22 protein-coding genes are annotated in these 25119 nt (G+C 61.0%); 11 read left to right on the top strand and 11 right to left on the bottom strand.

The features are described 5' to 3' along the window. The first annotated feature begins 40 nt into the window (after window positions 1-40). The 3 genes from WA157_RS13090 to WA157_RS13080 all read left to right on the top strand — a co-directional run bounded on the left by WA157_RS13090 (window position 41) and on the right by WA157_RS13080 (window position 2758). Complete coding sequence (locus tag WA157_RS13090) at window positions 41-892, top strand: CheR family methyltransferase (protein WP_422621483.1); 852 nt, start codon at window positions 41-43, stop codon at window positions 890-892. A 62-nt stretch (window positions 893-954) separates the two neighbouring features. After that, window positions 955-1659, top strand: coding sequence for a chemoreceptor glutamine deamidase CheD (gene cheD, locus WA157_RS13085; RefSeq protein ID WP_422621376.1), 705 nt, complete (start codon window positions 955-957; stop codon window positions 1657-1659). Window positions 1660-1669: 10 nt separating this feature from the next. Further along, window positions 1670-2758: a protein-glutamate methylesterase/protein-glutamine glutaminase gene (locus WA157_RS13080; protein ID WP_422621375.1), complete on the top strand. Its 1089-nt coding sequence runs from the start codon at window positions 1670-1672 to the stop codon at window positions 2756-2758. Here the strand turns inward: WA157_RS13080 and WA157_RS13075 are convergent, their stop codons facing one another. Continuing rightward, a complete protein-coding gene (locus tag WA157_RS13075; RefSeq protein ID WP_422621374.1) occupies window positions 2759-4354 on the bottom strand; it encodes a GMC family oxidoreductase in 1596 nt (531 codons plus the stop codon). It lies immediately after the preceding gene. A gap of 165 nt (window positions 4355-4519) precedes the next feature. On the opposite strand from WA157_RS13075, the gene WA157_RS13070 reads away from it, so the two are divergent. From WA157_RS13070 to WA157_RS13060, 3 genes are all read left to right on the top strand, one after another. Continuing rightward, a complete protein-coding gene (locus tag WA157_RS13070) occupies window positions 4520-4975 on the top strand; it encodes a MarR family winged helix-turn-helix transcriptional regulator (RefSeq protein ID WP_422621373.1) in 456 nt (151 codons plus the stop codon). A gap of 75 nt (window positions 4976-5050) precedes the next feature. Next, window positions 5051-5479, top strand: coding sequence for an organic hydroperoxide resistance protein (locus WA157_RS13065; protein ID WP_422621372.1), 429 nt, complete (start codon window positions 5051-5053; stop codon window positions 5477-5479). 114 nt (window positions 5480-5593) lie between these two features. Next, window positions 5594-6649, top strand: a complete 1056-nt coding sequence (locus tag WA157_RS13060) for a serine/threonine protein kinase (protein WP_422621371.1) — start codon at window positions 5594-5596, stop codon at window positions 6647-6649. Here WA157_RS13060 and phoR read toward each other — a convergent pair. The 8 genes from phoR to WA157_RS13020 form a co-directional block, all read right to left on the bottom strand. Then, window positions 6549-7979 (bottom strand): phosphate regulon sensor histidine kinase PhoR, encoded by a 1431-nt coding sequence (gene phoR, locus WA157_RS13055; protein ID WP_422621370.1) that lies wholly within the window; start codon window positions 7977-7979, stop codon window positions 6549-6551. The genes WA157_RS13060 and phoR overlap by 101 nt on opposite strands. Window positions 7980-8024: 45 nt before the next feature. After that, complete coding sequence (phoB, locus tag WA157_RS13050) at window positions 8025-8747, bottom strand: phosphate regulon transcriptional regulator PhoB (RefSeq protein WP_422621369.1); 723 nt, start codon at window positions 8745-8747, stop codon at window positions 8025-8027. Then, complete coding sequence (gene phoU / locus WA157_RS13045; RefSeq protein ID WP_422621368.1) at window positions 8744-9445, bottom strand: phosphate signaling complex protein PhoU; 702 nt, start codon at window positions 9443-9445, stop codon at window positions 8744-8746. The genes phoB and phoU overlap by 4 nt, the downstream gene beginning before the upstream one ends. A gap of 68 nt (window positions 9446-9513) precedes the next feature. Next, entirely contained in the window at window positions 9514-10293 is a 780-nt protein-coding gene (pstB, locus tag WA157_RS13040; protein WP_011462904.1) for a phosphate ABC transporter ATP-binding protein PstB, read from the bottom strand. A 12-nt stretch (window positions 10294-10305) separates the two neighbouring features. Continuing rightward, a complete protein-coding gene (pstA, locus tag WA157_RS13035) occupies window positions 10306-11190 on the bottom strand; it encodes a phosphate ABC transporter permease PstA (protein WP_422621367.1) in 885 nt (294 codons plus the stop codon). Beyond that, the gene (gene pstC, locus WA157_RS13030) at window positions 11187-12218 is read right to left on the bottom strand and encodes a phosphate ABC transporter permease PstC (RefSeq protein ID WP_422621366.1); all 1032 of its coding nucleotides are present in this window, start codon (window positions 12216-12218) and stop codon (window positions 11187-11189) included. The genes pstA and pstC overlap by 4 nt, the downstream gene beginning before the upstream one ends. A gap of 41 nt (window positions 12219-12259) precedes the next feature. Continuing rightward, the gene (pstS, locus tag WA157_RS13025; protein ID WP_422621365.1) at window positions 12260-13303 is read right to left on the bottom strand and encodes a phosphate ABC transporter substrate-binding protein PstS; all 1044 of its coding nucleotides are present in this window, start codon (window positions 13301-13303) and stop codon (window positions 12260-12262) included. A gap of 292 nt (window positions 13304-13595) precedes the next feature. Then, a complete protein-coding gene (locus WA157_RS13020) occupies window positions 13596-14588 on the bottom strand; it encodes a helix-turn-helix domain-containing protein (protein WP_422621364.1) in 993 nt (330 codons plus the stop codon). Window positions 14589-14797: 209 nt separating this feature from the next. On the opposite strand from WA157_RS13020, the gene eat reads away from it, so the two are divergent. The 5 genes from eat (at window position 14798) to WA157_RS12995 (ending at window position 20844) form a co-directional block, all read left to right on the top strand. After that, window positions 14798-16195 carry an ethanolamine permease gene (eat, locus tag WA157_RS13015; RefSeq protein WP_422621363.1) on the top strand — a complete coding sequence of 466 codons (1398 nt, stop codon included), beginning with the start codon at window positions 14798-14800 and terminating at the stop codon, window positions 16193-16195. Window positions 16196-16205: 10 nt separating this feature from the next. Further along, entirely contained in the window at window positions 16206-17603 is a 1398-nt protein-coding gene (locus WA157_RS13010) for an ethanolamine ammonia-lyase subunit EutB (RefSeq protein WP_422621362.1), read from the top strand. Window positions 17604-17609: 6 nt separating this feature from the next. Then, window positions 17610-18476 (top strand): ethanolamine ammonia-lyase subunit EutC, encoded by an 867-nt coding sequence (gene eutC / locus WA157_RS13005; RefSeq protein ID WP_422621361.1) that lies wholly within the window; start codon window positions 17610-17612, stop codon window positions 18474-18476. A 128-nt stretch (window positions 18477-18604) separates the two neighbouring features. Further along, window positions 18605-19756: a hypothetical protein gene (locus WA157_RS13000; protein WP_422621360.1), complete on the top strand. Its 1152-nt coding sequence runs from the start codon at window positions 18605-18607 to the stop codon at window positions 19754-19756. Then, the gene (locus WA157_RS12995; RefSeq protein WP_422621359.1) at window positions 19753-20844 is read left to right on the top strand and encodes an acyltransferase family protein; all 1092 of its coding nucleotides are present in this window, start codon (window positions 19753-19755) and stop codon (window positions 20842-20844) included. Before WA157_RS13000 ends, WA157_RS12995 begins: the two co-directional genes overlap by 4 nt. A gap of 60 nt (window positions 20845-20904) precedes the next feature. Here WA157_RS12995 and alaS read toward each other — a convergent pair whose 3' ends face one another. Together alaS and WA157_RS12985 are read right to left on the bottom strand one after the other, a co-directional pair. Next, entirely contained in the window at window positions 20905-23571 is a 2667-nt protein-coding gene (alaS, locus tag WA157_RS12990) for an alanine--tRNA ligase (RefSeq protein WP_422621358.1), read from the bottom strand. 101 nt (window positions 23572-23672) lie between these two features. Next, window positions 23673-25067: a PLP-dependent aminotransferase family protein gene (locus tag WA157_RS12985; RefSeq protein WP_422621357.1), complete on the bottom strand. Its 1395-nt coding sequence runs from the start codon at window positions 25065-25067 to the stop codon at window positions 23673-23675. Window positions 25068-25119 lie beyond the last annotated feature (52 nt).

Raw genomic sequence — 25119 nt, 5'->3', positions numbered from 1 at the left:
GCTAGTCAGGACGGATGTTCGTCCCAATGCTGCAGTGCGTATGCCAGTGGGGGGCGCATCGGACGCGGGTGGCGCGGACATGCAGGGTCGTGAATTTGCCTGGACCGATGCTGATTTTGATCGGGTTCAAGCCTTGATTTATCAACACGCAGGCATCAGTCTGCACGACGGCAAACATGCCATGGTGTACAGCCGCCTGTCGCGGCGCCTGCGCGATACCGGGTACCAGAGCTTCAAGGACTATCTGGCCTGGCTTGAGACGCATGACGGCCCCGAATGGCAGGAGTTTGTCAACGCCCTGACCACCAACCTGACTTCTTTTTTCCGTGAGCAGCACCATTTTGAAATCTTCGCCAGCCACTTGAAATCCAGACCCGCGGGCACGGCCTGGCGGGTCTGGTGTAATGCCGCGTCGACCGGTGAGGAACCCTATTCGATTGTCATGACCGCGCAGGAGGCGCTGGGTCCCCAGGCGAATTTGACGCTGACGGCCAGCGACATTGACTCCAAGGTACTGGCTTCTGCCGCGCAAGGCGTTTACCGGCTTGAAGGACTCAAGGGTGTCAACGAGGAGCGCATCCAGCGTTTTTTTCTGCGCGGCAAAGGGGGCAACGCCGGCATGGCCCGCGTGAAACCAGAACTGCAGCGCATGATTGAATTCATCAGTGTCAATCTGATTCGCGATGACTGGCCGTTTCGCCAGCCCTTTGATGTGGTGTTCTGCCGCAATGTCATGATTTATTTTGATGCGCCCACCCAGCGCAAAGTGCTTGAACGAATCCATCGCGTGATGGCTCCCGGGGGCTTGCTGTTTGTGGGGCACGCTGAAAATTTCAGCGAGTCGCGCGACTTGTTTGTTCTAAAAGGCAAAACCGTCTATGAACGTCGTTGAGTATTTGTGCGTGCACAACGGCGTCCCGGCTTGCGACCACGCCCATTGATGGCAAGGCAACCATGAACATGTTCGCATCTGGGCCGGCCGCTTTGCCGCCTCGCGCTTCGGGCGTGGTCGTTGCGCCCACGGTATTGGCGGGTGGGGCTTTGTCGCGCGTTGATCAGTTGAAGGCGCAAATCCGCAACCCTGGCGAAGCTTCTTTTTTTTACCGTGACCATCATTTTCAATATGACGCGGTCAAGGTGCTGCCGGGCGAGTACTTTGTGTCCAACGAAGATCTGGTCGTCATGACCGTCTTGGGCTCGTGCATTTCGGCCTGCATCTGGGATGGCAGGGTCCGGGCCGGAGGCATGAACCACTTCATGCTGCCCGATGGCGACAGCGTTGATGGTTTTGGTCGCTATGGTTCGTATGCCATGGAGTTGCTGATCAACGAATTGCTGAAGAAGGGCGCACGGCGCGAGTCGATGCAGGCCAAGGTGTTTGGCGGCGCGGCGGTCATGGCGGGTTTTACCACCATGAACGTGGGTGAACGCAACACCAAATTTGTCTTGGACTACCTGGCGACGGAGCGCATCCCGGTGGTGTCGCAGGATGTGCTGGATATTCACCCGCGCAAGGTTTGTTTTTTCCCGGTGACCGGCAAGGTGCTGGTCAAGCGGCTGGCCCATTCGCATCCGGAAACGCTGGCCGTGGAAGAGCGCAAAGGCAATGCCGCGACCGTAGCCAAAGCGACGTCTGGTGGCTCGGTGGATTTGTTTTGAGGATATTGAATTGAAAAAAATTCGCGTGGTGGTGGTCGATGATTCTGCCTTGGTGCGCAGTTTGTTGGCAGAAATCATCAATCGGCAAAAAGACATGGAATGTGTGGGAACTGCCCATGATCCCCTGATCGCCCGGGAAATGATCCGTGAACTCAATCCTGACGTCCTGACCCTTGATATTGAGATGCCACGGATGGATGGCATTGATTTTTTGGGTCGGCTCATGCGTTTACGACCGATGCCGGTGGTGATGGTCTCGACCCTGACCGAGCGTGGTGCCGAAATCACGATGAAGGCGCTGGAACTTGGTGCCATTGATTTTGTGGCCAAGCCCAGAATTGGTGTCGCCACTGGCCTGACCGAGTTGTCGGACCAAATCGTGGAGAAGGTTCGCATCGCCGCGACGGCCCATGTTAGACGCGCCCCTGCTGTGCCTGCTGCTGCCACCCCGGCCGTAGGGGGGGCAGTGGGTGTTCACGCCCCGGTGGCGTCTATCGGCCGCGTGTCGACCGAGAAGCTGATATGTATTGGCGCCTCGACCGGTGGTACCGAGGCCATCAAGGAAATATTGACGCGTCTTCCCGCCGACTCACCCGGCATCGTGATCACCCAGCACATGCCACCGGGCTTTACCACCAGTTTTGCCGCGCGACTGAACAGCTTGTGCCAGATTGCAGTGCAAGAGGCGGTCAACGGTGAGCGCATCCTGCCGGGACACGCCTATATCGCACCGGGCGGCAAACAATTCCGGGTCAGCCGCAGTGGTGCCAATTATGTGGCGCTGGTGGAAGATGGCGAGTTGGTCAATCGGCACAAACCGTCGGTTGAGGTGTTGTTTAAATCGGTCGCCAGCGTGGTGGGTCGCAATGCGTATGGTGTCATGTTGACCGGCATGGGCAACGATGGCGCCAAGGCGATGCGCGAAATGAAGGATGCCGGCAGCTACAACTTTGTGCAGGATGAGGCGTCCTGTATCGTTTTTGGGATGCCGCGTGAAGCGATTCTGCATGGTGCCGCCGACGAAGTGTTGCCACTGACGGCCATCGCGCCCGCGCTGATCACCAAGCTGAGCAGCGCCACAGACCGTTACCGGGTGTGATCAACGCACTTGCGCCGCTTTGATCATGTCGGCCGCCTTCTCGGCAATCATGATCACCGGTGCGTTCGTGTTGCCGCTGACCACGCTGGGCATGATGGAGGCATCCACCACGCGCAGGCCTTCCAGCCCGCGCACCCGCAACTGCGCATCCACCACGTCCAGGGGACCGTTACCCATGCGGCAACTGCCCACCGGGTGATAAATCGTGTCAGCGTGGTCGCGAATGAATTGTTCGATCTGGACGTCACTTTGGGCGTGGATCGACGCTTCCAGTTCCCGTCCGCCCAGGGCTGCCAGGGCCGGTTGGGACAGAATCCCGCGCGCCAACTTGAAGCCGCGCACCATGCGGTCCATGTCATCGCGGTCGCCCAGAAAATTGGGGTCGATCAGGGGCGTGGCAAGCGGGTCTTTGCTGGCCAGTTTGACGCTGCCCCGGCTGCGCGGGCGTAGCAGACACACGTGACAAGAAAAGCCATGGCCAAAGACGACAGTGCGGCCGTGGTTGATCAGCTTGCCAATCACAAAGTGCAGCTGGAGGTCGGGTGTTGCCTCAATCGGTTGACTCTTGATGAAGCCACCCGCTTCGGCAAAATTGGTGGTGAGGATGCCGCTGCGGTGCTGGCGCCAATCCACAATGCCTTTGATGAGGTGCCACATGCCCGTCAGGGAGATGCCAAGAAGATCTTTGGCGCGTGGTGCATTCACGACCAGCACCACGTCAACGTGGTCGTGCAAGTGCTGGCCGACGCCAGGCAGGTTGTGTTGCGTGGCGATGCCCATTTCGACCAGGTGGGCATGTTCGCCGATACCCGAGAGCATCAGAATCTGGGGCGAATGCAGCGCACCCGCGCACAGCAACACCTCGCGCCTGGCTTTGAGTTGTTTAACTTGTCCTTCGTGCTGAAATTCAACGCCGACGGCGCGTTTGTGCTCCAGCAGAATGCGCGTGGTGTGGGCGCCGGTAAATACCTGCAGGTTGGGGCGTGTGAGGTTGGGCGTCAGATAGGCTTTGGCGGCGCTGAAACGCTCACCGTTCTTGTGTGTCACCTGGTACATGCCCACGCCTTCCTGGGTGGCGGCGTTGAAGTCAGTGTTGTGCGCATGGCCCGCTTGTTGACCAGCCTGTACAAACGCCGGGCTATACCGGTTGGGGCAGCGCAGATCCATCACGTTGAGCGGGCCATCACTGCCATGAAAAGCGTCCCCGCCCCGCTCGTTGTGTTCAGCGCGTTTGAAGTAGGGCAGCACATCGTCATAAGCCCAACCGGCGTTACCTTCGGCCGCCCAAAGGTCGTAATCCTGTCGCTGACCGCGGATGTAAATCATGGCGTTGATTGAGCTGGAGCCGCCCAGCACCTTGCCCAGCGGCGAATAGCCTTGGCGGCCATTGAGGCCGGGCTGCGGCACCGATGCCACCTTCCAGTTGGCCCGGCCCGTTTGTGCCATCAGGGCGAGCCCGGCGGGACAGTGGATCAGCACGCTGCTGTCGACCGGGCCTGCCTCAAGCAGGGCGACCGTGATCTCTGGGTTTTCGCTGAGCCGCGCGGCCAGCACGCAACCGGCCGAGCCGCCGCCAACAATGATGTAGTCAAACATGGGTTTCTCCGCGGCACTTTGTGAATCAGGGTCAAGTGCCTGTCGCGGACCATAGCTCATAGTGGCGCCGGCAATTAGAGGAGGGTCCCAAGGCCGTCCCTATGGCGCTACGGAGGCCATGACAATTAAATTGTTAACAATTTAATTGTGTGCTATATTTGTTCCATGCCCTCTCAAAACTCAAATCCCCAGCTCGACCCCGCGCTGCTACTGGACAACCAGCTGTGCTTTGCGCTGTATTCCACTTCGCTGACGATGACCAAGATTTACCAGCCCTTGCTGGCGGCGCTGGGGCTGACCTATCCCCAGTACCTGGTGATGCTGGTGCTGTGGGAGCAGGATGATGTGAGTGTGTCGGCTTTGGGAGAGCGACTGTTTCTGGACTCTGGCACGCTCACGCCGCTGCTCAAACGCATGGAAGCGGCGGGTCTGCTGCGGCGAACCCGCTCCAGCCTGGACGAGCGGCGGGTGCAGATCGCCCTTACCGATAGCGGGCGCGAGCTCAAGGCGCAGGCCATCAAGGTGCCCGCTTGTGTGGTCAGCGCCGCGCATTGTCCAGTGGCTGAGCTGATGGCATTGACAAAAAAGGTACAGGCCCTGCGACGCCAGCTGACGGCCTGATCGTGCACTGGCTTCCAAACACCTCCGTTTTTTCAACCCGCTTCGATGCAAGAAGCTATTTTTTCAGGAAATACCATGATCACCAAAGTCGAAAAAGTTGTCTACCAAGCCCACGCGACATCCACGGGCGGGCGCGACGGCAGCACCAGAACATCCGACGGTCTGCTTGACATCAAGCTTGCAGTACCGAAAGAAATGGGTGGCGCCGGCGGTGGCGTCAACCCCGAGCAGTTGTTTGCAGCGGGCTACAGCGCCTGCTTCATTGGTGCCATGAAGTTTGTGGCCGGTACTCAAAAACTGGCCATGCCAGCCAACGCTTCGATCGACGCCACCGTGGGCATTGGCCAGATTCCAGCGGGATTCGGCATTGAGGTGCAAATGGTGGTGCATCTGCCGGGCATGGACCGCGCGGTGGCGCAGGCCCTGATTGACAAGGCGCATCAAGTGTGCCCCTACTCCAACGCCACACGCGGCAACATTGAAGTGACCCTGACGCTGGCGTGACAGGCTTTTGTCGCCAAAGTCGCTGACCTGGCGTAAGCCGGGGCCGCCATCACACGCCGTCATGGCCGAAAACCCAGCATTGCGACGTGCCGCGCCAGACGCGACAATGGCACCATGTTTGCACCCTCGCCGTCTTCTGTTGTCCCGCATGCTTATCAAACGCTCACGCCCGACGTGGTGATGGACGCGCTGGCGAGCGTCGGCCTGTATGGCGACGGTCGTCTGCTGGCATTGAGTTCTTACGAAAACCGGGTTTATCAGTTGCACCTGGAGGACGGGTCGGTGGTCGTTGCCAAGTTTTACCGGCCAAAGCGTTGGAGCGAGGCGCAAATTCTGGAGGAACACGCGTTTTCCGCCGAATTGATGGAGGCGGAAATTCCGGTGGTCGGGCCGCTGCTGCTGAACGGTAGCACGCTCCATCATTTTGGCGGTTTTGCCTTCAGCGTCAGTCCGAGCCGGGGCGGGCGACCACCCGAACTTGACGACCCGGAGGTCCTGGAGTGGATTGGCCGCTTTCTGGCGCGCATTCATACAGTGGGCGCCGCCAAGCCCTTTGCCAGCCGCCCCGCCTTGGACCTGCAAAGCTTTGGCATCGACTCGCGCGAGTGGCTGCTGGGCCATGACCAGGTGCCGCTTGATGTGCAATCGGCGTGGGCCAAGGCGTCGCAGGATGCTATCGATGTTATAGCTACTCATGCCTGTTTGACGGGGGATACAGGCCAAAATGATCCCTATTTTGAGCCCATCAGGCAACTCCGATTGCACGGCGACTGCCACCCCGGCAACATCCTCTGGACGCCACTTGATTTGCCGACAAGCGCCGGGCCGGGCCCACATTTTGTTGATCTGGATGACGCCCGCAGCGGACCGGCCGTGCAAGACCTGTGGATGCTGCTCAGTGGCGACCGCCAGCAGCGCACGCGTCAACTCGGCTGCCTGGTGGATGGCTACGAGCAGTTCCGCGAATTTGACCGGCGCGAACTGGCCCTGATCGAGCCGCTGCGCACCTTGCGCCTGATCCACTACAGCGCCTGGTTGGCGCGGCGCTGGAGCGATCCGACTTTCCCCATCAACTTCCCGTGGTTTGGCTCCAGCGACTACTGGCAGGGCCAGGTGCAGATGCTGCAGGAGCAGCTGGAAGCGATGCAGGAAGAACCGCTGATGGTCTGACCCGATTGGCCGGAAAGATGATCTTGAACACCGAGCCTTTGCCCGGTGTGCTGTCAATTTTCAACTCGGCGCCGTGGCGCTGCGCCACATGCTTGACGATGGCCAGCCCGAGGCCGGTGCCGCCGGTGTCGCGAGAGCGGCTGCGGTCGACCCGGTAAAAACGCTCGGTCAGGCGCGGGATGTGTTCTGGGGCGATGCCGGGGCCGGTGTCCGACACTGAAAACTCAGCCCGGTCGTCGGCCAACAGTCGCGCCCGCACCTGAATCTGCCCGCCGCTGGGTGTGTAGCGAATGGCGTTGCTGACCAGGTTGCCCAACGCACTGAGCAATTCGTTGGGCGCGCCCATGATGTCACCCGTGAGCGAACTGTCGAACGTCAGGTGCTGCAAGGGCTCGGAGGCCGGGTTCATGACGGTCGACAAGGCGCGACCGTCCTGCTCCAGTTGGTGCATCAGGGCTGGCACGGCGATGCCCTCGCTGTCACTCGGCAGCGGGCTGCCCTCCAGCCGCGAGAGGACCAGCAGATCATTGACCAGGGTCTGCATGCGCCCGGCCTGCTGCGCCATCAAGGCCAGGTAGCGGGCACGTTCCTCGTCGTTGAGGGGCAAGGTTTGCAGCGTTTCGACAAAACCGGCCAGCACCGTCAGTGGGGTACGGATTTCGTGCGAGACATTGGCGACAAAATCACGCCGCATGGCTTCGGCCTGCTCGACGGCCGTGATGTCGCTGGAGAGCAGCAGCAGACGCCCTTCGCCATAGGGATGCAGGTGAACGGACAGTCTGACCGGCCGCGCCGGTGTGCTTTCGCGCCCGGGCATGATGAGCTCATGGCGGTAATCCCGACTGGCAAAGTAGCTCGCAAATGCGGGATCGCGCACCAGATTGCCCAGGTGCTGCAACAGGTCACGCTGCGCATCCAGACCAAAATGCGAGGCTGCGGTCTGGTTCAGCCACTCGATTTGCCCTTGCGCGTCCAGCAGCAGCACGCCATTGGGCGAGGCCTGCAAGGCAGAGAGGAAATCCTGCAGTCGGTGCTGGCTCTCCAACGTCATTTGCTCGCGGGCGCGAATCAGGCGCCGGGCCCGATCGGACACCTCGCCCCACAAGCCCGAGCGCATGGCCACCTCGGAGACATCACCGACGCGCAGCCAGCGCAACAAGCGCGCGCCGCGCGAGGTATCCAGCAAAAACCAGACCACGCCGCCCAACACCACACCGGCCAGGGTGCTCACCAGTTCGCTGGTCGGCGCATGAGACGATGAGGTCGCGTACCAACCGACCAGGCCACCCAGGAGTTGGCACGCGATGAAGGAAAAAAAGCGCCAGAACATGATGAGACTGCTGTTAGCGCCAAACAGCGCGCAAGCTGCGTTGGATCACGCGCTGGCCTGCACCGGCGTGGGTCGTATTGATTGCGCCGTCAGCCGGTAGCCCGCGCCGCGCACGGTCTCAATCATCTGGCCGGCCTGGGGACCCAGGGCCTCGCGCAAACGCTTGACGTGTACATCGACCGTGCGCTCTTCAATGAAGACGTGGTCGCCCCAGACCTTGTCGAGCAATTGCCCGCGGGTATGCACGCGCTCGGCGTGGCTCATCAGGTACTGCAGCAACTTGAATTCAGTCGGCCCGAGCTTGAGCGGCTGACCAGCAAACGTCACGCGGTAGGTGGCGGTATCAAGCGACAGGGCGCCAACGCTGACCACGCCACCGACTTGTTCGGGAGCCCGTCGGCGCAGCACGGCACGCATGCGCGCCAGCAGCTCCTTGGTGGAAAACGGCTTGGCAATGTAGTCATCGGCACCGGCGTCAAGGCCCGCGACCCGATCGGTCTCGTCGCCACGGGCCGTCAGCATGATGATCGGTATCGCCTTGGTGCGCGGGTGGGCGCGCCAGCGTTTGGCCAGCGTCAGGCCGCTCTCGCCGGGCAGCATCCAGTCCAGCAGAATCACATCGGGCAATACCGCATCGAGTTCGCGCTGGGCACTGGCACTGTCCATCGCCCAGGTCGGCCGAAAACCGTTGTGGCGCAGGTTGACGGCAATCAGTTCGGCGATGGCCGGCTCATCTTCCACAATCAAGACGCCGGGCTGCTGTCTCATTTCAGAACCGATTCAATCTGTTCCATTGAGGTGTGGCGCACGTCCGCGCCCTTGACCACGTAGATGATGAACTCGGCGATATTTTTGGCGTGGTCGCCAATGCGCTCCAGGGCTTTGGCCAGAAACAGCAGGTCCAGGCTGGGTGAAATCATGCGCGGGTCTTCCATCATGTAGGTGATGAGCTTGCGCACGAAGCCGTTGAACTCCTCGTCGATCAGATCGTCTTCCTTCAGAATGGCCACTGCGGCTGTGGTGTCGAGGCGGGCAAAGGCATCCAGCGCCTTGCGCAGCAAACCCGAGGCCATATCGCCTGCCACCCGCAGTTCATTGGCCGGCAGCGAACGCGGCCCACCGCTTTCAATGATGGAGCGCACCATGCGCGCAATCTTGGCAGCCTCATCGCCGACGCGCTCCAGGTTGGCGGTGGTTTTGGAGATGGCAATCAGCAAGCGCAGGTCCCGCGCGGTCGGCTGGCGCCGGGCGATGATGCTGGAGAGCTCGCGGTCAATGTCCACTTCCATCGTGTTCACGCGTGGCTCGGTCGCCGAGACCTGGTTGGCCACTTCGACGCTGAACTGGGACAGGGCAAAGATGGCCTGGTGGATCTGGGACTCCACCAGACCACCCATTTCCATGACACGGGTCGAGACCGCGCTGAGTTCGCTGTCAAATTGGGTGGAGAGATGTTTTTCTGGCATGGTAATTCCTTCTAATCAGTTGGGGACAGAGCTTGCCCACTTCGTGTGGCGGCGGTCTTTCCCGCAAGCTACCCAAACCTTCCGGTGATGTAATCTTCAGTTTCCTTGCGCGTGGGCTTGAAAAATATCTGCTCGGTGGCACCAAACTCCATCAGGTCACCCAGGTACATGTAGGCCGTGTAGTCACTGCAGCGCGCCGCCTGCTGCATGTTGTGGGTCACGATGACGACGGTGTAGTCGCTCTTGAGCTCGGTGATCAGTTCCTCGATTTTCCCGGTCGAGATCGGGTCAAGCGCCGAGCAAGGCTCATCGAGCAGCAGGACCTCGGGCTTGATGGCGATGCCGCGCGCAATGCACAGCCGCTGCTGCTGCCCGCCCGAGAGACTGGAGCCGCTCTGGGTCAACTTGTCTTTAACCTCGCCCCACAAGGCCGCCTTGCGCAAGGCCCACTCAACGCGTTCCTCCAGGTCGGTGGTGTTGAGCGATTCAAACAGCTTAACGCCGAAAGCAATATTGTCAAAAATCGACATCGGAAACGGCGTTGGCTTTTGGAACACCATGCCGACTTTGGCCCGCAACAGCGCCACATCCTTTTTGCTGGTCAGCAGGTTTTCGCCATCGAGCAAAATTTCACCTTCAGCACGCTGCTCCGGATACAACTCGAACATCCGATTGAAAACACGCAGCAGTGTCGATTTGCCACAGCCGGACGGGCCAATGAAGGCGGTCACTTTGTGCTCGGGAATCTCCAGGCTGATATCTCGGAGCGCGTGGAACTTGCCATAGAAGAAGTTCAAATTCTTGACGGCAATCTTGGGCGCTGCATTCGTGACGACGGCAGTGTTCATGTTCAATTTTTCTCAGGTCTTGCTGCGGGTTAACACCCGGGCCAAAATATTGAGCCCGAGCACCGCCATGGTGATGATGAAGACACCGGCCCAGGCCAGCTTTTGCCAGTTCTCATACGGACTCATGGCGAACTTGAAAATGGTGACCGGCAAACTCGCCATCGGCCCACTCAGGCTGGAGGTCCAGAACTGATTGGACAGGGCCGTGAACAGCAGCGGTGCGGTTTCACCGGCGATGCGCGCCACCGCCAGCAAAATGCCGGTCAATACACCCGCGCTGGAAGCCCGCAAGGTGATGCTGATGATGACTTTCCATTTGGGCGCTCCGAGCGCATAAGCGGCCTCGCGCAGCCCGGCAGGCACCAGTTGCAGCATGTTTTCGGTGGTGCGAATGACCACCGGAATCACGATCAGCGCCAGCGCCAGGACGCCGGCGTAGCCCGAGAATGACTTGAAACGCGTCACCACCACGGCATAGACAAACAGGCCAATCACAATCGACGGCGCCGACAGCAGGATGTCGTTGACAAAGCGCGTGGTGCTGGCCAGCCAGCCTTTGGGCTCGAACTCGGCCAGGTAGATGCCGGCCATGATGCCGATCGGCGTGCCGACAAACGTGGCGAGCAAGACCATCAGAAACGAGCCATAGATGGCATTGGCCAAGCCGCCCACGTCATTGGGCGGCGGCGTCATCTGGGTCAGGGTGGCGAGGTTGAGCCCGCTCACGCCCAGCCGAACGGTCTCAAACAAAATCCAGGCCAGCCAGAACAAGCCAAACGCCATGGCCAGCAAGGACAGCGTGAGCGCCACCCGATTGACGAGCTTGCGCTGGGCATAGCGGGCCAGCCGTGTCTGCTCCAGCGCCTGCGCCTGCAGCAGCAATTCGCTGGTGCTCATGTCCTGGCCCCTTCATTCTTCTTGAGCTGTGCCAGCAGGATTTTGGACAGGGTCAACACCACAAAAGTGATGAAGAACAGCACCAGACCCAGGTACATCAGCGATGCCTGGTGCAGGCCTTCACCCGCTTCGGCAAACTCATTGGCCAGGGCCGAGGTGATGCTGTTGGCGGCCTGAAACAGGCTGAGTGAATCGAGCTGGTTGAAATTGCCGATGACAAAGGTGACGGCCATGGTCTCGCCGATGGCGCGTCCCAGGCCCAGCATGATGCCGCCGATGACGCCAGCCTTGGTGTAGGGCAGCACCACGGTGGAGACCACTTCCCAGGTGGTGGCCCCCAGCCCGTAGGCTGATTCCTTGAGCAGTGTCGGCGTGATCTCAAATACGTCGCGCATCACCGCCGCGATGAAGGGAATGATCATGATGGCCAGAATAATGCCGGCCGACAAAATGCCAATGCCCACGGGCGGTCCGGAAAAAAAGGCGCCCATGTAAGGTACGCCGGAAAACACGGCTTGCAAGGGTTGCTGCACGTAGGTCGCCAGCACCGGGCTGAACACCAGCAAGCCCCACATGCCATACACAATGGACGGAATCGCCGCCAGCAATTCAATGGCGGTGCCGAGCGGGCGCTTGAGCCAGGCCGGCGCGAGTTCGGTCAGGAACAGGGCGATGCCGAAACTGACCGGCACGGCGATCAGCAGCGCGATGAACGAGGTCATCAAGGTGCCGTAAATCATCACCAGGCCGCCGAACTCCTCTTTGACCGGGTCCCAGGTGGTGCTGGTCAGAAAGCCCAGGCCATACCGGTCGATGGCAGGCCAGGCGCTGATGGTCAGCGACACCAGAATGGCAATCAGCATGCCCAAAGTGAATAAGGCCGCCGCTTTGGCCAGCCAGCCAAAGATGCGGTCCGCCATGGGGCCCGAGCGGGCCATTTTTGGCGCAGGAGGAAGGCTCATGACACGTCCGGCGGTTGGTTCAAACTGATGAAGAGAGATTTCACGTGCCGGAAGTGTAGATGACATGCTCCAGTCCCCAAAGTGCCAGGGTACGCGTCAGCGCTGTTTTACTTGAACGCGACCGCTTTGCCAGACGCGTCCTTGATCTCACCCCAGGCTTTTTCAATATTGCCTACAACCGACTTGGGCATGGGCACATAGTCCAGATCAAGCGCTTGCTTGTCGCCGTTTTTGTAGGCCCAGGCGAAAAACTTCAGCGTTTCGGTCGCATTGGCGGGCTTGTCCTGCAACTTGTGCATCAGGATGAAAGTCGCGCCCGAGATGGGCCATGCATCTTTACCGGGCTGATTGGTCAGAATTTGATAGAAGCTCTTGGCCCAGTCGGCACCTGCGGCAGCCGCTTTGAAAGTGGCATCATCGGGCGCGACAAAATTACCGCCGGCGTTCTGCATCAGGGTGTAGGTCATCTTGTTTTGCTTGGCATAAGAGTATTCCACGTAGCCAATCGAATTGGGCAGACGGCCCACAAAAGCGGAAACGCCTTCGTTGCCCTTGCCGCCCGCACCGACCGGCCAGTTCACTGCCGTGCCTTCACCCACTTTGCTCTTCCATTCGGCATTCACCTTGCTCAGGTAGTTGGTGAAGATGAACGTCGTGCCAGAACCATCGGCCCTACGCACCTGTGCGATGGCTGCATCGGGTAAGTCCAGCGTCGGGTTGAGAGCCTTGATTGCGGCGTCGTTCCATTTGCTGATTTTGCCCAGATAGATGTCGCCCAGCACTTGGCCATTGAGTTTGAGTTGGCCGGGATTGATGCCCTTGACGTTGATCACCGGCACCACGCCGCCCATCACGGTCGGGAACTGCATCTGGCCTTTCTGGGCCAGTACCTCATCGGACAGCGGCATGTCAGACGCACCAAAATCAACCGTCTTGGCGTCGATCTGCTTGATGCCGGCACCGGAGCCGACCGACTGGTAATTGATCTTGACACCCGTGGCCTTGTTGTAGTCGGCCGCCCATTTGGCGTACAAGGGCGCCGGGAACGAGGCGCCGGCGCCAGTGATTTCCTGCGCGCCGGCCACCGTCGCGTACGACAGGCTGGCTAGGCTGGCCACACTAAGCAAAGCAATTTTGAAACTGGTTTTCATCGGGATACCTTTCGAGTGAAGTAAAAGAAAATCTCTGGACACTCGATGACTGTATGAAGATTGTGTGACAGTGGTGTGACAATTCTAAAGCGCCAAGCAGTCCGCCTGCGGTTTCACAATGTCAACCCGCGTGCCCACCTCGAACCTGCGCCAGGTACCGGGCCGGGCCTGAACTGGCGCCCGGCGGGAATAGCGGTGACATAGGGGGGTTGTTGCAAAATTAATAGCAGACTGCGTATTAACGACGGGGGCTGCAGCCGCTATTTATCAAGAAAACATACCCGACCAGGCATCAATGCGAACGCTGGCGCAACGATTCCGACGGACTCCGCCCAAATAACTTTCGGTAATCGCTGGAGAACTGGCTGAAATGCCAGAAGCCCCAATCGGCGGCTACGTCCTGCACCGTCAGGGATTTGGATGAGGCTTGCCGCAAATGGCGGCGTGCGCCGTTGAGGCGGATCAGGCGCAGGTACTGCATCGGGCTCATGCCCAGCACATCTTCAAAACAATACTGCAAGGTGCGGCGGCTGACAAACAGCTGTTCACACAGCTGCGGCACGGTGATGGCCTGGTCGTGCTGCGCCAGCACCAGATCACGCGCCTTGGCCACGATGCGTTGACGGCGCTGGAAGCTGCTGCTGACCGCACTGTCCACCGCACTGGTGTCCAGCAGTGCGAGCAGGGCGTTGAGCAGGACTTGCTGGCGCAAATCAGAGTCGGTGCAGCCAACGTCGCTTTGCAGCAAGCCGGCCAGCGTTTGCAGCAAAGCGGTGCGTGAGCTGTTGTCCACATGCATCACCTCGGCACTGGTCAGTTGTGCCCAGTCGATCCGGCTGCCGCTCAACTCAGCGGCTTGCAACAAGGCCTCGCGGCGGATCACGATGCCGTAGATGGTGTAGTCCGACGGGGTGACCAGCTCAAACTCGCAGTCGCCTGGGCGCACCATGACGGCGTGCTCACCCGCCAGTCGCCCGTTGATGCGGGTCTGGTCGGACTGTTCGGGCAGGCCAAACCAGAAGGCATCCGGCCAGACGCAGCAGGACTGGCGCACCGCCTGGCTGGTGCATTCCAGAAACACCTGCATCTGGGGCAACTGCAGCTCGGCCAGCGTGCCGTGGAAATGACCCGGCGTGATCTGGTCGTAACTTTGTTCCCAATCGGTGAGGTTGTGCGCGTGCTCGTCGGCATCAAACGCTTCGACCGTGCGAATCTGGTGCGCGTTGCACGCAAATGGCGCATCACGCACGATGTGATCGGTAAGGCAAGAAGATGCGAGTGCCATGGCGTGCGTCCTCGTGAGTCGGTTTTGCGTGGATTGGAGCCCTTGCGTATCGAAGGTGGCAACGGGGTTAACCCGTGTCAAAAAAAACTTTGCCGAAATTCGATAACGCAAAAAAGCTGGACTGGCTACAGTAAAAGCCAAGCAAATCCCATGCCCAAACCGCTTCTGGCGAATCCGCAAACCACCTTGCACTTGATTGGAGAAATCAGATGAAACCTGCTAACCCTTTTCACAGCACGCACGTGCTCAAACCGGTGCTCAGCACCCTGCAACTTTGGGGCATCGCCGTCGGCCTGGTGATTTCCGGCGAGTACTTTGGCTGGAGCTTCGGCTGGGCCTCGGCCGGCACGCTGGGCTTCACCATCACCTCGATTTTTATTGCCGCGATGTATGCCACTTTCATCTTCAGCTTCACCGAGCTGACCACCTCCATTCCCCACGCCGGTGGTCCGTTTGCCTACAGCAAACGCGCCTTCGGCCCGGTGGGGGGTTATCTGGCCGGTGCTGCCACGCTGATTGAATTTGTGTTTGCGCCACCCGCCATCTCTCTGGCCATTGGTGCCTACCTGAACGTGCAATTCCCGGCGCTGGACCCCAAGCTGGCCGCGCTCGGGGCCTACCTGGTTTTCATGACGCTCAACATCGTGGGGGTGCAGATTGCCGCCACCTTCGAGCTGGCGGTGACGCTGCTGGCCATTTTTGAACTGCTGGTCTTCATGGGCGTGGTGTCGCCCGGCTTCTCGCTGGCCAACTTCACCAAAGGCGGCTGGTCCGGTCAGGACAGCTTCAGCCTGGCAGCGATTCCCGGCATGTTCGCTGCGATTCCGTTTGCCATCTGGTTCTTCCTGGCGATCGAAGGTGTGGCCATGGCCGCCGAAGAAGCCAAAGACCCCAAGCGCTCGATTCCCGTGGCCTACATCACTGGCATCCTGACGCTGGTGGTGCTGGCCATTGGTGTGATGGTGTTTGCCGGTGGTGCGGGTGACTGGACCAAGCTGTCCAACATCAACGACCCGCTGCCACAAGCCATGAAGATGATCGTCGGCGAAAACAGCGGCTGGTTGCACATGTTGGTCTGGCTGGGCCTGTTTGGTCTGGTGGCATCGTTTCACGGCATCATCCTGGGCTACTCACGCCAGATTTATGCGCTGTCACGTGAAGGCTATCTGCCACCCTTTTTCGCCAAATTACACCCGCGCTTCAAGACCCCGCACCGCGCCATTCTGGCCGGGGGTGCCATCGGTATTGCGGCTATCTACAGCGACGAGTTGATCAAGATCGGCGGCAATACCCTGACCGCCAACATCGTCACCATGTCGGTGTTTGGTGCCATCCTGATGTACATCATCAGCATGCTCAGCCTGTTCCAGTTGCGTCGTGCCGAGCCCCTCATGGTGCGCCCGTTCCGCGCGCCGTTTTACCCGCTGTTCCCGGCCTTTGCACTGCTGGGGGCAGGGGTCTGCATGGCTACAATGATTTATTACAACGCCCTGATCTTCGGCATTTTCCTGGGCTTTCTGGCCATTGGTTATGGCTACTTCCTGATGACCAGCCACCACCGAACCCGGGCCATTGCCATGAACAACATGGCGGCCGATTTGACCTGATAGAAGCACCGTGCAGACCCATCAGTACACCCATAGCGTCGGAGCCAAAACCTACAGCTTTCGCGATTTGAAGGACCTGATGGCCAAGGCCACGCCGGAACGCTCCGGCGACCTGCTGGCGGGTGTGGCCGCCCACAGTGCGCAGGAGCGTGCCGTGGCGCAAATGGCGCTGGCCGAGGTGCCACTCGCCACCTTCCTGAGTGAAGCGCTGGTGCCGTATGAAGACGACGAGATCACGCGCCTGATCATCGACAGCCACGACGCCACAGCCTTTGCCCCCGTCAGCCACCTGACGGTCGGCGACTTTCGCAACTGGCTGCTCGGTGACGAGGTGGACAGTGCCGTGCTGGCCGCTTTGGCGCCCGGCATCACGCCGGAAATGGCGGCCGCCGTGTGCAAGATCATGCGCAACCAGGACCTGATTCTGGTGGCCAAGAAGTGCCGCGTGGTCACGAAATTTCGCAACACCATCGGTCTGCCGGGCCGCATGGCCACGCGCCTGCAGCCCAACCACCCCACCGACGATGCCACCGGCATTGCCGCCAGCCTGCTCGACGGCCTGCTGTACGGCAGCGGCGACGCGGTGATTGGCATCAACCCGGCCACCGACAACGTGCCGCAAGTGATCAAGTTGGTGACGATGATGAACGACATCATCCAACAGTACGACATCCCGACCCAGTCCTGCGTGCTCACGCATGTGACCAACACCATCCAGGCCATAGAACGCGGTGCGCCGGTGGACCTGGTGTTCCAGTCGATCGGCGGCACCGAGGCCACCAACCGCAGCTTCGGTGTCAGCCTCGATTTGTTGGGCGAGGCGCGCAGCGCAGCACTGTCTTTAAAGCGCGGCACGGTGGGCGACAACGTGATGTATTTCGAGACCGGCCAGGGCAGCGCCCTGTCGGCCAACGCGCATCACGGGCTGGACCAGCAAACCTGCGAGGCGCGGGCCTATGCGGTGGCGCGCCACTTCAAGCCGCTGCTGGTCAACACCGTGGTCGGCTTCATCGGCCCTGAATACCTGTTCGACGGCAAGCAGATCATTCGTGCCGGACTGGAAGACCATTTCTGCGCCAAGCTGCTCGGGCTGCCGATGGGCTGCGACGTCTGTTACACCAACCATGCCGAGGCTGACCAGAACGACATGGACGTGCTGCTGACCCTGCTCGGTGTGGCCGGTTGCAGCTTCGTCATGGGCATTCCCGGCTCGGACGACATCATGCTCAACTACCAGACCACGTCGTTCCACGACGCGCTGTATGTGCGCCGCGTGCTGGGACTAAAGCCCGCACCCGAGTTCGAGGCCTGGCTGCAGAAGATGCAGATCTTCAGCCGCGACGCGCAGTTCCGCTTGAACCCCGCCTTGCCGCCCGCCTTCCAGAGGGCGCTGTTGCGCCTGGCTTAGCCTGCCATGGACGATCAGACCTCTCCCGTCATCACCAACCCGTGGGCCGCCCTGCGCCAATTTACCGATGCCCGCATTGCGCTGGGGCGCGCCGGCGTGAGCTTGCCAACGGACGCGCATCTGGACTTCCAGCTGGCGCATGCGAAGGCGCGTGATGCCGTCCATCTGGCGCTGGATGCGCCGCAATTGGCGCAGTCACTCGATGCCGCGCGCGGCGATCAGCAGGCCCCCTGCCTCACGCTGCATAGCGCGGCGGCCGACCGCCCGACCTACCTGCAGCGCCCTGACCTGGGGCGTCGGCTCGACGCCGCATCGAGGGCTGCATTGGATGCCCTGGAACCCCCGGCACAAGCGCCATCGCCACGACCGTACGACCTCGCATTCGTGGTGGTGGACGGCCTGTCCGCCTTGGCCATCGAGCAGAACGCCGTGCCTTTTCTGTGCACCCTGCTGGCCCGCATCGCGGCGGAGAACTGGTCCGTTGCGCCGGTCTGCATCGTCGAGCAGGGCAGGGTGGCGATTGGCGACGAGGTGGCCGAGCGGCTGGGCGCGAAGGCGGTGGTGGTGTTGATCGGCGAACGCCCCGGCTTAAGCGCACCCGACAGCATGGGCCTGTACCTGACCTGGATGCCGCGCGTCGGGCTGCTTGACGCCAGCCGCAATTGCATCTCCAACGTGCGCCCGGCTGGTCTGGGCTTTGATGAAGCCGCTTACAAGCTGCACTATCTGTTGTCGCAAGCGCGCCAGCGACAATTGTCCGGTGTCGAACTCAAGGACGAAACGGGTGGCGACCCCGACCGGGTGACTGCGAATCAGACAAACTTCCTGCTGGAACACGCACACACGCCAAACGAGGCGGCCCCATTGTCTTGAGGCGGCCGCTGCTCAGCGCCAAGAGGGCATGCACTGGCGCGCAGCACAGCAGGCGCAGAAAACCACCGATGGCTTGCGGTATATTGCCCCGCAGCATCCAACAGCAACGGCACGAGACAAACAGCACGATGAACGTTACGCACAATCAAGGTGGTCCCGCAACTCGCGGCATTCTGGTTCGGGGCCGTGAAACAGGCGACGCGAACGGGGCACGTCATGCTGTGCTGACGCTGCTTGACGCGCTGGATCTGGCGCCCCATGTGATGCTTGAAGCCGGGGCCGATGCCCTGGGACCCTTTGTGCGGCTGTGGCTCAGCGACGACCGGGTGCAGGCCTGGGCTCCCGCTCACGACACCTTGCAGCTCTGCCAGACGCTGGGACTCGATACCTTGAACCAGCCCGGCGACCTGATGCGCGAGATCGTGCTGACCCTGCTCATGGGGCCGGTGGCCTTCGAGTTCCCCAGCCTCGATGAGTTGGTGTCGGCGGTTCGCATCCGGCGCAACATCGTGCAGGCCGCACGCAAAACGACGCTGGCCTTTCACACCAGCGCGCTTGATCGCCCGCTGGACTGCTGGACCTATGACGAAGATCGCGGCTTCACCATCCGGCCCGGGGTGTCACTGATCGCGGCCCTGACCAAAGCCACCCAGCCGGAAGTCTCGGGCAGCCTGTATTCGTTCTCCTGCTATCGCGCCACCGAGTACGTGATCTTGTTGGGCATCGCGCAGGAGCTGCAGCAGAGCCACCCGGCCCTGCTGCAGCAGTTGCAGACGATGTGGACGGCCCGGCCGATCGCATCCGGCGAGTTTCATGAGGTCTTTCTGCGCGAACAGGGCTCTATGGATGAACCCTTGCCGCCGCGTTATTTTGTACCGGGTGACCGCACCTGGTTTCGCAATCCCGATGAAGCCTCCGCCGATGCCTCGGGTTTTGAAGGTTCGTGGGTCATGTACCTGGGCGGCGGCCTGTTCTGCAATTTCTGGAAGCACGACCAGCCCTACACCCTGACCCGCAAATGCGTGGAGATCTACCACTGGCGACACGGACTCTATCGGGACGAAAACGGCGACGAGCGCATTGACGAAGCCCGGATCGAGCCTTTGATCGAAGCCTCATTGAACAACGCCGCCGAGCGCCAGCGCATCCTGGCCGTGATGGAGCGCTACCGGGAGCCGCGCGGCGTCTACACCGAAGCCGGCGGCTGCATCGACACCACGCGTGAATTCGCGCGCTGGGTTCGCCCCGGCACGGCCGACCTGGTGCTGCCAGCGCAATGAATACAGCCAGACCGGGGCGGCAAACGCACGTTGATGCCCTCAAGCTGCTCGCCTCGCAGTTGATTGTGTTGCACCACTTTGCGACTTATGGTCCGCTGGCCGACGCCTTGAGCGAAGTTGCGCCCGCACTGACCAGCTGGTTTTACGACTACGCACGCATGGCGGTGCAGGTGTTTCTGGTGCTCGGCGGCTACCTGGCCGTACGCAGCCTGGCGCCTGCAGGGCAATTGCGCGCTGGCACGCCCTGGCGCGCCATCCTCCAGCGCTACCAGCGCCTGATCCTGCCTTTTCTGGCCGCCCTGGTCCTCGCCGTCGCCAGTGCGGCGCTGGCCCGTCAATGGCTCAGCGACGACTTCATCCCGGGCGCCCCCACCTGGGGTCAGGCGCTGGCGCACGCTGCGCTATTACATGGCGTGCTCGGCCACGACTCGCTGTCCGCCGGCGTCTGGTATGTGGCGATCGACTTTCAGCTTTTCGCCCTCATGACCGTGCTGCTGTGGCTAGGCCGCCGCCCGCGTTGGCCTCAGGCCCTGCTGCTGGGCCTGATGCTGGCGTCGCTGTTCTTTTTCAATCGGGATGAGGACTGGGACAACTGGGCACTGTATTTTTTCGGCGCTTACGGCATGGGGGCGGCCGCCTTCTGGGCCGGCAACGCTCGCCGCCCCGGCTGGCTGCTCGGCCTGCTGGCCGGCGTCGGGCTGCTTGCGCTGGTGTTTGATTTTCGCGAACGCATCACGCTGGCCCTGGCCGTCGCCTTGTTGTTGGGGCTGCTTCAGTGGCGCCATCACACGGCCGCATCCCCACTGCGCCTGCCCGCAACGCTGTCACATGCGCTCGCTCTGTTGGGAAAGACTTCTTATGCCCTTTTTCTGGTGCATTTTTCGGTCCTGATGATCGGCAATGCGCTGTTTGCGCAACTGGGGCTGGGCGCCAGCTGGCTCACCTGGCTGTTTTTGCTGGGCTGCTGGGCCACCTGTATGGGGCTGGCCGTGTTGTTTGAACGCTGGGTCGAGGCGCCGCTGTCGCGTCTGGGTTATCGCTGGAACAGGGGCTTGAGCAAGCCCGTGCCCCATCGCGCCATTTTATAAGCCAAATCGAGCCCCAGCCCCCGTAGAACATGGGGATACAGCTACTAAATTAATAGTAAATCAAAGCTTGACCGAAACCCAGGCCATCACGCTGGCCAAGGCGGCTGGCAGTTTGGCTGGTTCGGTGCCGCCGGCCATGGCCATGTCGGGCTTGCCACCACCTTTACCGCCCACCTGGCTCGCCACAAAGTTGACCAGTTCACCGGCCTTGACTTTGCCTACGCTGTTCGACGTGACGCCAGCGGCGATTTGCACCTTGTCGCCCTCAACCGCCGCCAGCACGATCACGGCGCTTTTGAGTTTGTCTTTGAGCTTGTCCATGGTCTCGCGCAGGGTCTTGGTGTCGGCGCCTTCAAGCATGGCGACCAGCACCTTGATACCCTTCACATCCACCGCCTGAGTCAGCAACTCATCACCCTGGGCGGAGGCCAGTTTGCCCTTGAGAGCGGCGATCTCTTTTTCCAGCGACTTGAGGTGATCGAGCACGCCGGCAACACGCTCGTTGATCTCCACCACGGGCGCTTTGAGGGTGCCCGCCACCTGGGTCACCGTGTCTTCCAGATCCTGCAGATAGCTCAGCGCATTCTGACCGGTGACGGCCTCGATACGCCGCACGCCGGAGGCGACGCCGCTTTCCGCCACGATTTTGAACAGGCCAATGTCGCCGGTGCGGGCAACATGGGTGCCGCCGCACAGTTCGCGGCTGGCACCGATGTCGAGCACACGTACCGACTCGCCGTATTTCTCGCCAAACAGCATCATGGCGCCGGTTTCCTGGGCCGCATCAATGTCCATCACACGCGCCTGGGTCGCCGCGTTGGACAGGATCTCAAAGTTGACGCGCGCCTCCACCTCGCGAATCTGCTCGTCCGTGACCGGCGCGTTGTGGGCAAAATCAAAGCGGGTGCGCTCTGCGTTAACGAGGGAGCCTTTTTGCTGCACATGCGCGCCCAGCACTTCGCGCAGCGCCTTGTGCATCAGGTGGGTGGCGCTGTGGTTGCGCTGGGTGGCGGCGCGCAGGCTGGCGTTGACATGGGCCGTGACTTCGTCGCCGAGCTTGAGTGCGCCGGATTTCAGCACACCATGGTGGCCAAATACATCGGCCTTGATTTTTTGCGTGTCGGCCACGTCAAACATCGCGCCGTCAGAAAAGATCGCGCCCTGGTCGCCGACCTGGCCACCGCTCTCGCCATAAAACGGCGTGGCGGCCAGCACCACGACCCCGGTTTGACCTGCTTTCAGCTCGCTAACCGGCGTGCTGTCTGCATAGAGCGCTACTATTTTTGTAACTTCCGTGAGGCGCTCATAGCCGACAAAGTCATTGCCGTCGCCGCTGTACTCCAGTGCGCGGTCCATGCGGAACTTGCCCGCAGCGCGGCCTTGGGCTTTTTGTTTTTCCATCGCGGCATGAAAGCCGATCTCATCCACCTCGACACCATTCTCGCGGCATACATCGGCAGTTAGATCAAGCGGAAAGCCAAAGGTGTCATGCAACCGAAAAGCCACAGCACCGGGCAACTTCTTGATGAGCGCCTTCTTAACGCCCGCCGCCCGGTCAAAATTGATTCCGAAAAGTTCTACATCGAGGATTTGCATGCCGTTGGCCAGCGTTTCATAAAAGCGCTCCTCCTCGGCCTGCAACACCTGCGCAATACGTTCGGCTTGCGCCGCCAGACTCGGATAGGCCTCGCCCATCAGGGCCACCAGGTCGGGCACCAGTTTGTAGAAAAACGGCGTCTTGCGGCCCAGCTTGTAGCCGTGGCGAATGGCGCGGCGGATGATGCGGCGCTGCACGTAGCCCCGCCCTTCGTTGCTGGGCAGGACGCCGTCGCTGACCAGAAAGGCGGTGGCGCGGATGTGATCGGCGATCACGCGCAGGCTCTTGTTGCCCAGGTCGGTGCAACCGGTCTCGCGGGCCGCGGCCTTGATCAGCGCATCGAAAATATCGATCTCGTAATTGCTGTGCACGTGCTGCAGGATGGCAGCCAGGCGCTCCAGCCCCATGCCGGTATCAACACACGGTGCCGGCAGCGGCTTGACCGAGCCGTCCGGCTGCATGTCGTACTGCATGAACACGTGGTTCCAGATTTCGATGTAGCGGTCACCGTCCTGCTCCGGGCTGCCCGGGGGGCCGCCGGCAATGGCGGGGCCGTGGTCATAAAAAATCTCGCTGCAGGGGCCGCACGGGCCGGTGTCGGCCATCATCCAGAAGTTGTCGGAGGCGTATTTGGCGCCCTTGTTGTCGCCAATGCGCACCACGCGCTCGGGCGGCAGGCCAATTTCTTGCGTCCAGATGTTGTAAGCCTCGTCGTCGTCGATATAAACCGTGGCCCAGAGCTTGTCAGCGGGCAATTTATAGACTTGCGTCAGCAGTTCCCAGCCCCACTTGAGCGAGTCGCGCTTGAAGTAGTCGCCAAAGCTCCAGTTGCCCAGCATCTCGAAAAACGTGTGGTGACGTGCGGTGTAACCGACGTTTTCCAGGTCGTTGTGTTTGCCCCCGGCGCGCAGGCAGGCTTGCACCGAGGCGGCACGCACATAAGAACGCTTGTCGGTGCCCAGGAACACATCCTTGAACTGCACCATGCCCGAGTTGGTGAACATCAGCGTCGGGTCATTGCCGGGCACCAGCGGGCTCGACGGCACCACGGTATGGCCTTTGGAGGCAAAGAAGTCGAGGAAGATCTTGCGGATGTCGGCGACGGAGGCGGGGGCGACGGTTGAGTTCATGGCGTTTGGGCAATGGTTGACGGGTTTTTGGGGTGAAGCGCTAAGGTTCCCTAACGCAGGGCGGTGGCGCGACGCCCACCAAAACGGTCAATTTTAAGGCATCAGGGCGCCCGGCACTGCTGTTCCAGGAAGGTGAACAGAGCCGGTTCATCGCAAAAAATGACATTGAAGCGCAGCCACGGGCTGGGTTGTAAATCAGGACTGAACAAGTGCCCCGGCCCGAGCAAAATATCCTGCTCGGTGGCCTTGTAGGCCAGCTCGGCCGAATCCGCGATGGCCGGGTGTTTGGCCCACAGAAAAATGCCGGCCTTGGGTTCGCAAAATATTTCAAAGCCGATTTTCAGCAAACGCGATGCCGCGCCCTCGTGCGCCTTTGCCAGGCGCTCGCGCAGGTTCTTGACATGCTTGCGCCAGCGCCCATCCATCAAGGCGCCATACGCCAGGCGTTCACTGAACTCTGAAGACGTCAAGCCTGAGATCATCTTGAGTTGGGCCAGGTCTTCCAGCAGATCCGGATTGGTCGCCAGGTAGCCGACCCGGATATTGGGCGAGATCGTTTTGGAAAAACTGCTGATGTAAATCACCCGATTGAGCTGATCCAGGCTGGCCAGCGAGGGCCGGGGCTCCGGGTCGAGGTCGGCGTAAATGTCGTTCTCCACCACCAGAAAATCATGTTTGTCGGCCAGTTGCATGACGCGGTGCAGATGCGCCAGCTGGGCGACCGATCCGGTTGGGCTCTGCAGCCGGGGCTGGGTAAAAAACAGCTTGGGCTGGTGTTCGATGACCAGGCGTTCCAGCGTCACCAGGTCGTAGCCGGTCGGGGTGCGCGGCACGCCGATCAGGCGCGCGCCCAAAAAGCGCAAGGAAAACAGCAGATTGGGGTAACCCGGCTCGTCCACCAGCACCGCGTCTCCTGGGCGTACCAGGCGCCGGGCCACCAGGTCCATGGCCTGACTCGATCCTTGCGTGAGCAGCACCTGCTCCGAACTCACCGCAATTTCCTGCTCGGCCAGCAGGTCGCGCACCAGTTGGCGCAGCGGTGGGTAGCCTTTGGGCTCACCATAGCCGCCCAAGTCCACGTCGTCGGTGGCCAAACTGCGCAGGCTGCGGCGCACACCGTCCTGAAACAGCCAGTCACCGGGCAACCAGCCGCAGCCCGGCTTGATGCGCAGTGCCCGGTTTTCAAAAATGCGGCGCAGGTACCACATGGAGTCGAAGTTGAAATTCGGACCGTGTCCGGGCACCTCAAGGTCCGACACCGGGCGCTGTCTGACAAAGAACCCGGAATGGGGGCGTGACGTAAAGTAGCCCTGGGCCACCAGCCGGTCGTAGGCATCGACCACGGTAAACACGCTGACCCCGTGCGCATGGGCAAACTGCCTGATCGACGGCGCCTTGGAGCCTGGGCGCAGCGAGCCGTCCTGGATGGCGAGCCGAAACCCGTCCACGATTTGCAGGACCAGGGGCGTCGCACTTTGCGGATTAAGGGAAAACATGGTGATACCTAGGGTTTGTATGTAGCGGTGCTGCTGGCTGCACAGTGCATCG

Source organism: Rhodoferax ferrireducens (assembly GCF_049302455.1).
Lineage (GTDB): Bacteria > Pseudomonadota > Gammaproteobacteria > Burkholderiales > Burkholderiaceae_C > Rhodoferax > Rhodoferax ferrireducens_B.
Note: the sequence above shows the minus strand (reverse complement) of the source record. Positions and strands in the feature narration are given on the sequence as shown.

Coding starts and splice junctions, on each gene's coding strand:
- pstB (WP_011462904.1), bottom strand. CDS start 10,293: ATGAACACTGCCGTCGTCACGAATGCAGCGCCCAAGATTGCCGTCAAG.
- eat (WP_422621363.1), top strand. CDS start 14,798: ATGAAACCTGCTAACCCTTTTCACAGCACGCACGTGCTCAAACCGGTG.
- WA157_RS13020 (WP_422621364.1), bottom strand. CDS start 14,588: ATGGCACTCGCATCTTCTTGCCTTACCGATCACATCGTGCGTGATGCG.
- phoU (WP_422621368.1), bottom strand. CDS start 9,445: ATGCCAGAAAAACATCTCTCCACCCAATTTGACAGCGAACTCAGCGCG.
- WA157_RS12995 (WP_422621359.1), top strand. CDS start 19,753: ATGAATACAGCCAGACCGGGGCGGCAAACGCACGTTGATGCCCTCAAG.
- WA157_RS13075 (WP_422621374.1), bottom strand. CDS start 4,354: ATGTTTGACTACATCATTGTTGGCGGCGGCTCGGCCGGTTGCGTGCTG.
- WA157_RS13060 (WP_422621371.1), top strand. CDS start 5,594: ATGTTTGCACCCTCGCCGTCTTCTGTTGTCCCGCATGCTTATCAAACG.
- alaS (WP_422621358.1), bottom strand. CDS start 23,571: ATGAACTCAACCGTCGCCCCCGCCTCCGTCGCCGACATCCGCAAGATC.
- WA157_RS13065 (WP_422621372.1), top strand. CDS start 5,051: ATGATCACCAAAGTCGAAAAAGTTGTCTACCAAGCCCACGCGACATCC.
- WA157_RS13090 (WP_422621483.1), top strand. CDS start 41: ATGCCAGTGGGGGGCGCATCGGACGCGGGTGGCGCGGACATGCAGGGT.
- phoB (WP_422621369.1), bottom strand. CDS start 8,747: ATGAGACAGCAGCCCGGCGTCTTGATTGTGGAAGATGAGCCGGCCATC.
- eutC (WP_422621361.1), top strand. CDS start 17,610: ATGGACGATCAGACCTCTCCCGTCATCACCAACCCGTGGGCCGCCCTG.
- pstC (WP_422621366.1), bottom strand. CDS start 12,218: ATGTCATCTACACTTCCGGCACGTGAAATCTCTCTTCATCAGTTTGAA.
- phoR (WP_422621370.1), bottom strand. CDS start 7,979: ATGTTCTGGCGCTTTTTTTCCTTCATCGCGTGCCAACTCCTGGGTGGC.
- WA157_RS13070 (WP_422621373.1), top strand. CDS start 4,520: ATGCCCTCTCAAAACTCAAATCCCCAGCTCGACCCCGCGCTGCTACTG.
- pstA (WP_422621367.1), bottom strand. CDS start 11,190: ATGAGCACCAGCGAATTGCTGCTGCAGGCGCAGGCGCTGGAGCAGACA.
- pstS (WP_422621365.1), bottom strand. CDS start 13,303: ATGAAAACCAGTTTCAAAATTGCTTTGCTTAGTGTGGCCAGCCTAGCC.
- WA157_RS12985 (WP_422621357.1), bottom strand. CDS start 25,067: ATGTTTTCCCTTAATCCGCAAAGTGCGACGCCCCTGGTCCTGCAAATC.
- cheD (WP_422621376.1), top strand. CDS start 955: ATGAACATGTTCGCATCTGGGCCGGCCGCTTTGCCGCCTCGCGCTTCG.
- WA157_RS13000 (WP_422621360.1), top strand. CDS start 18,605: ATGAACGTTACGCACAATCAAGGTGGTCCCGCAACTCGCGGCATTCTG.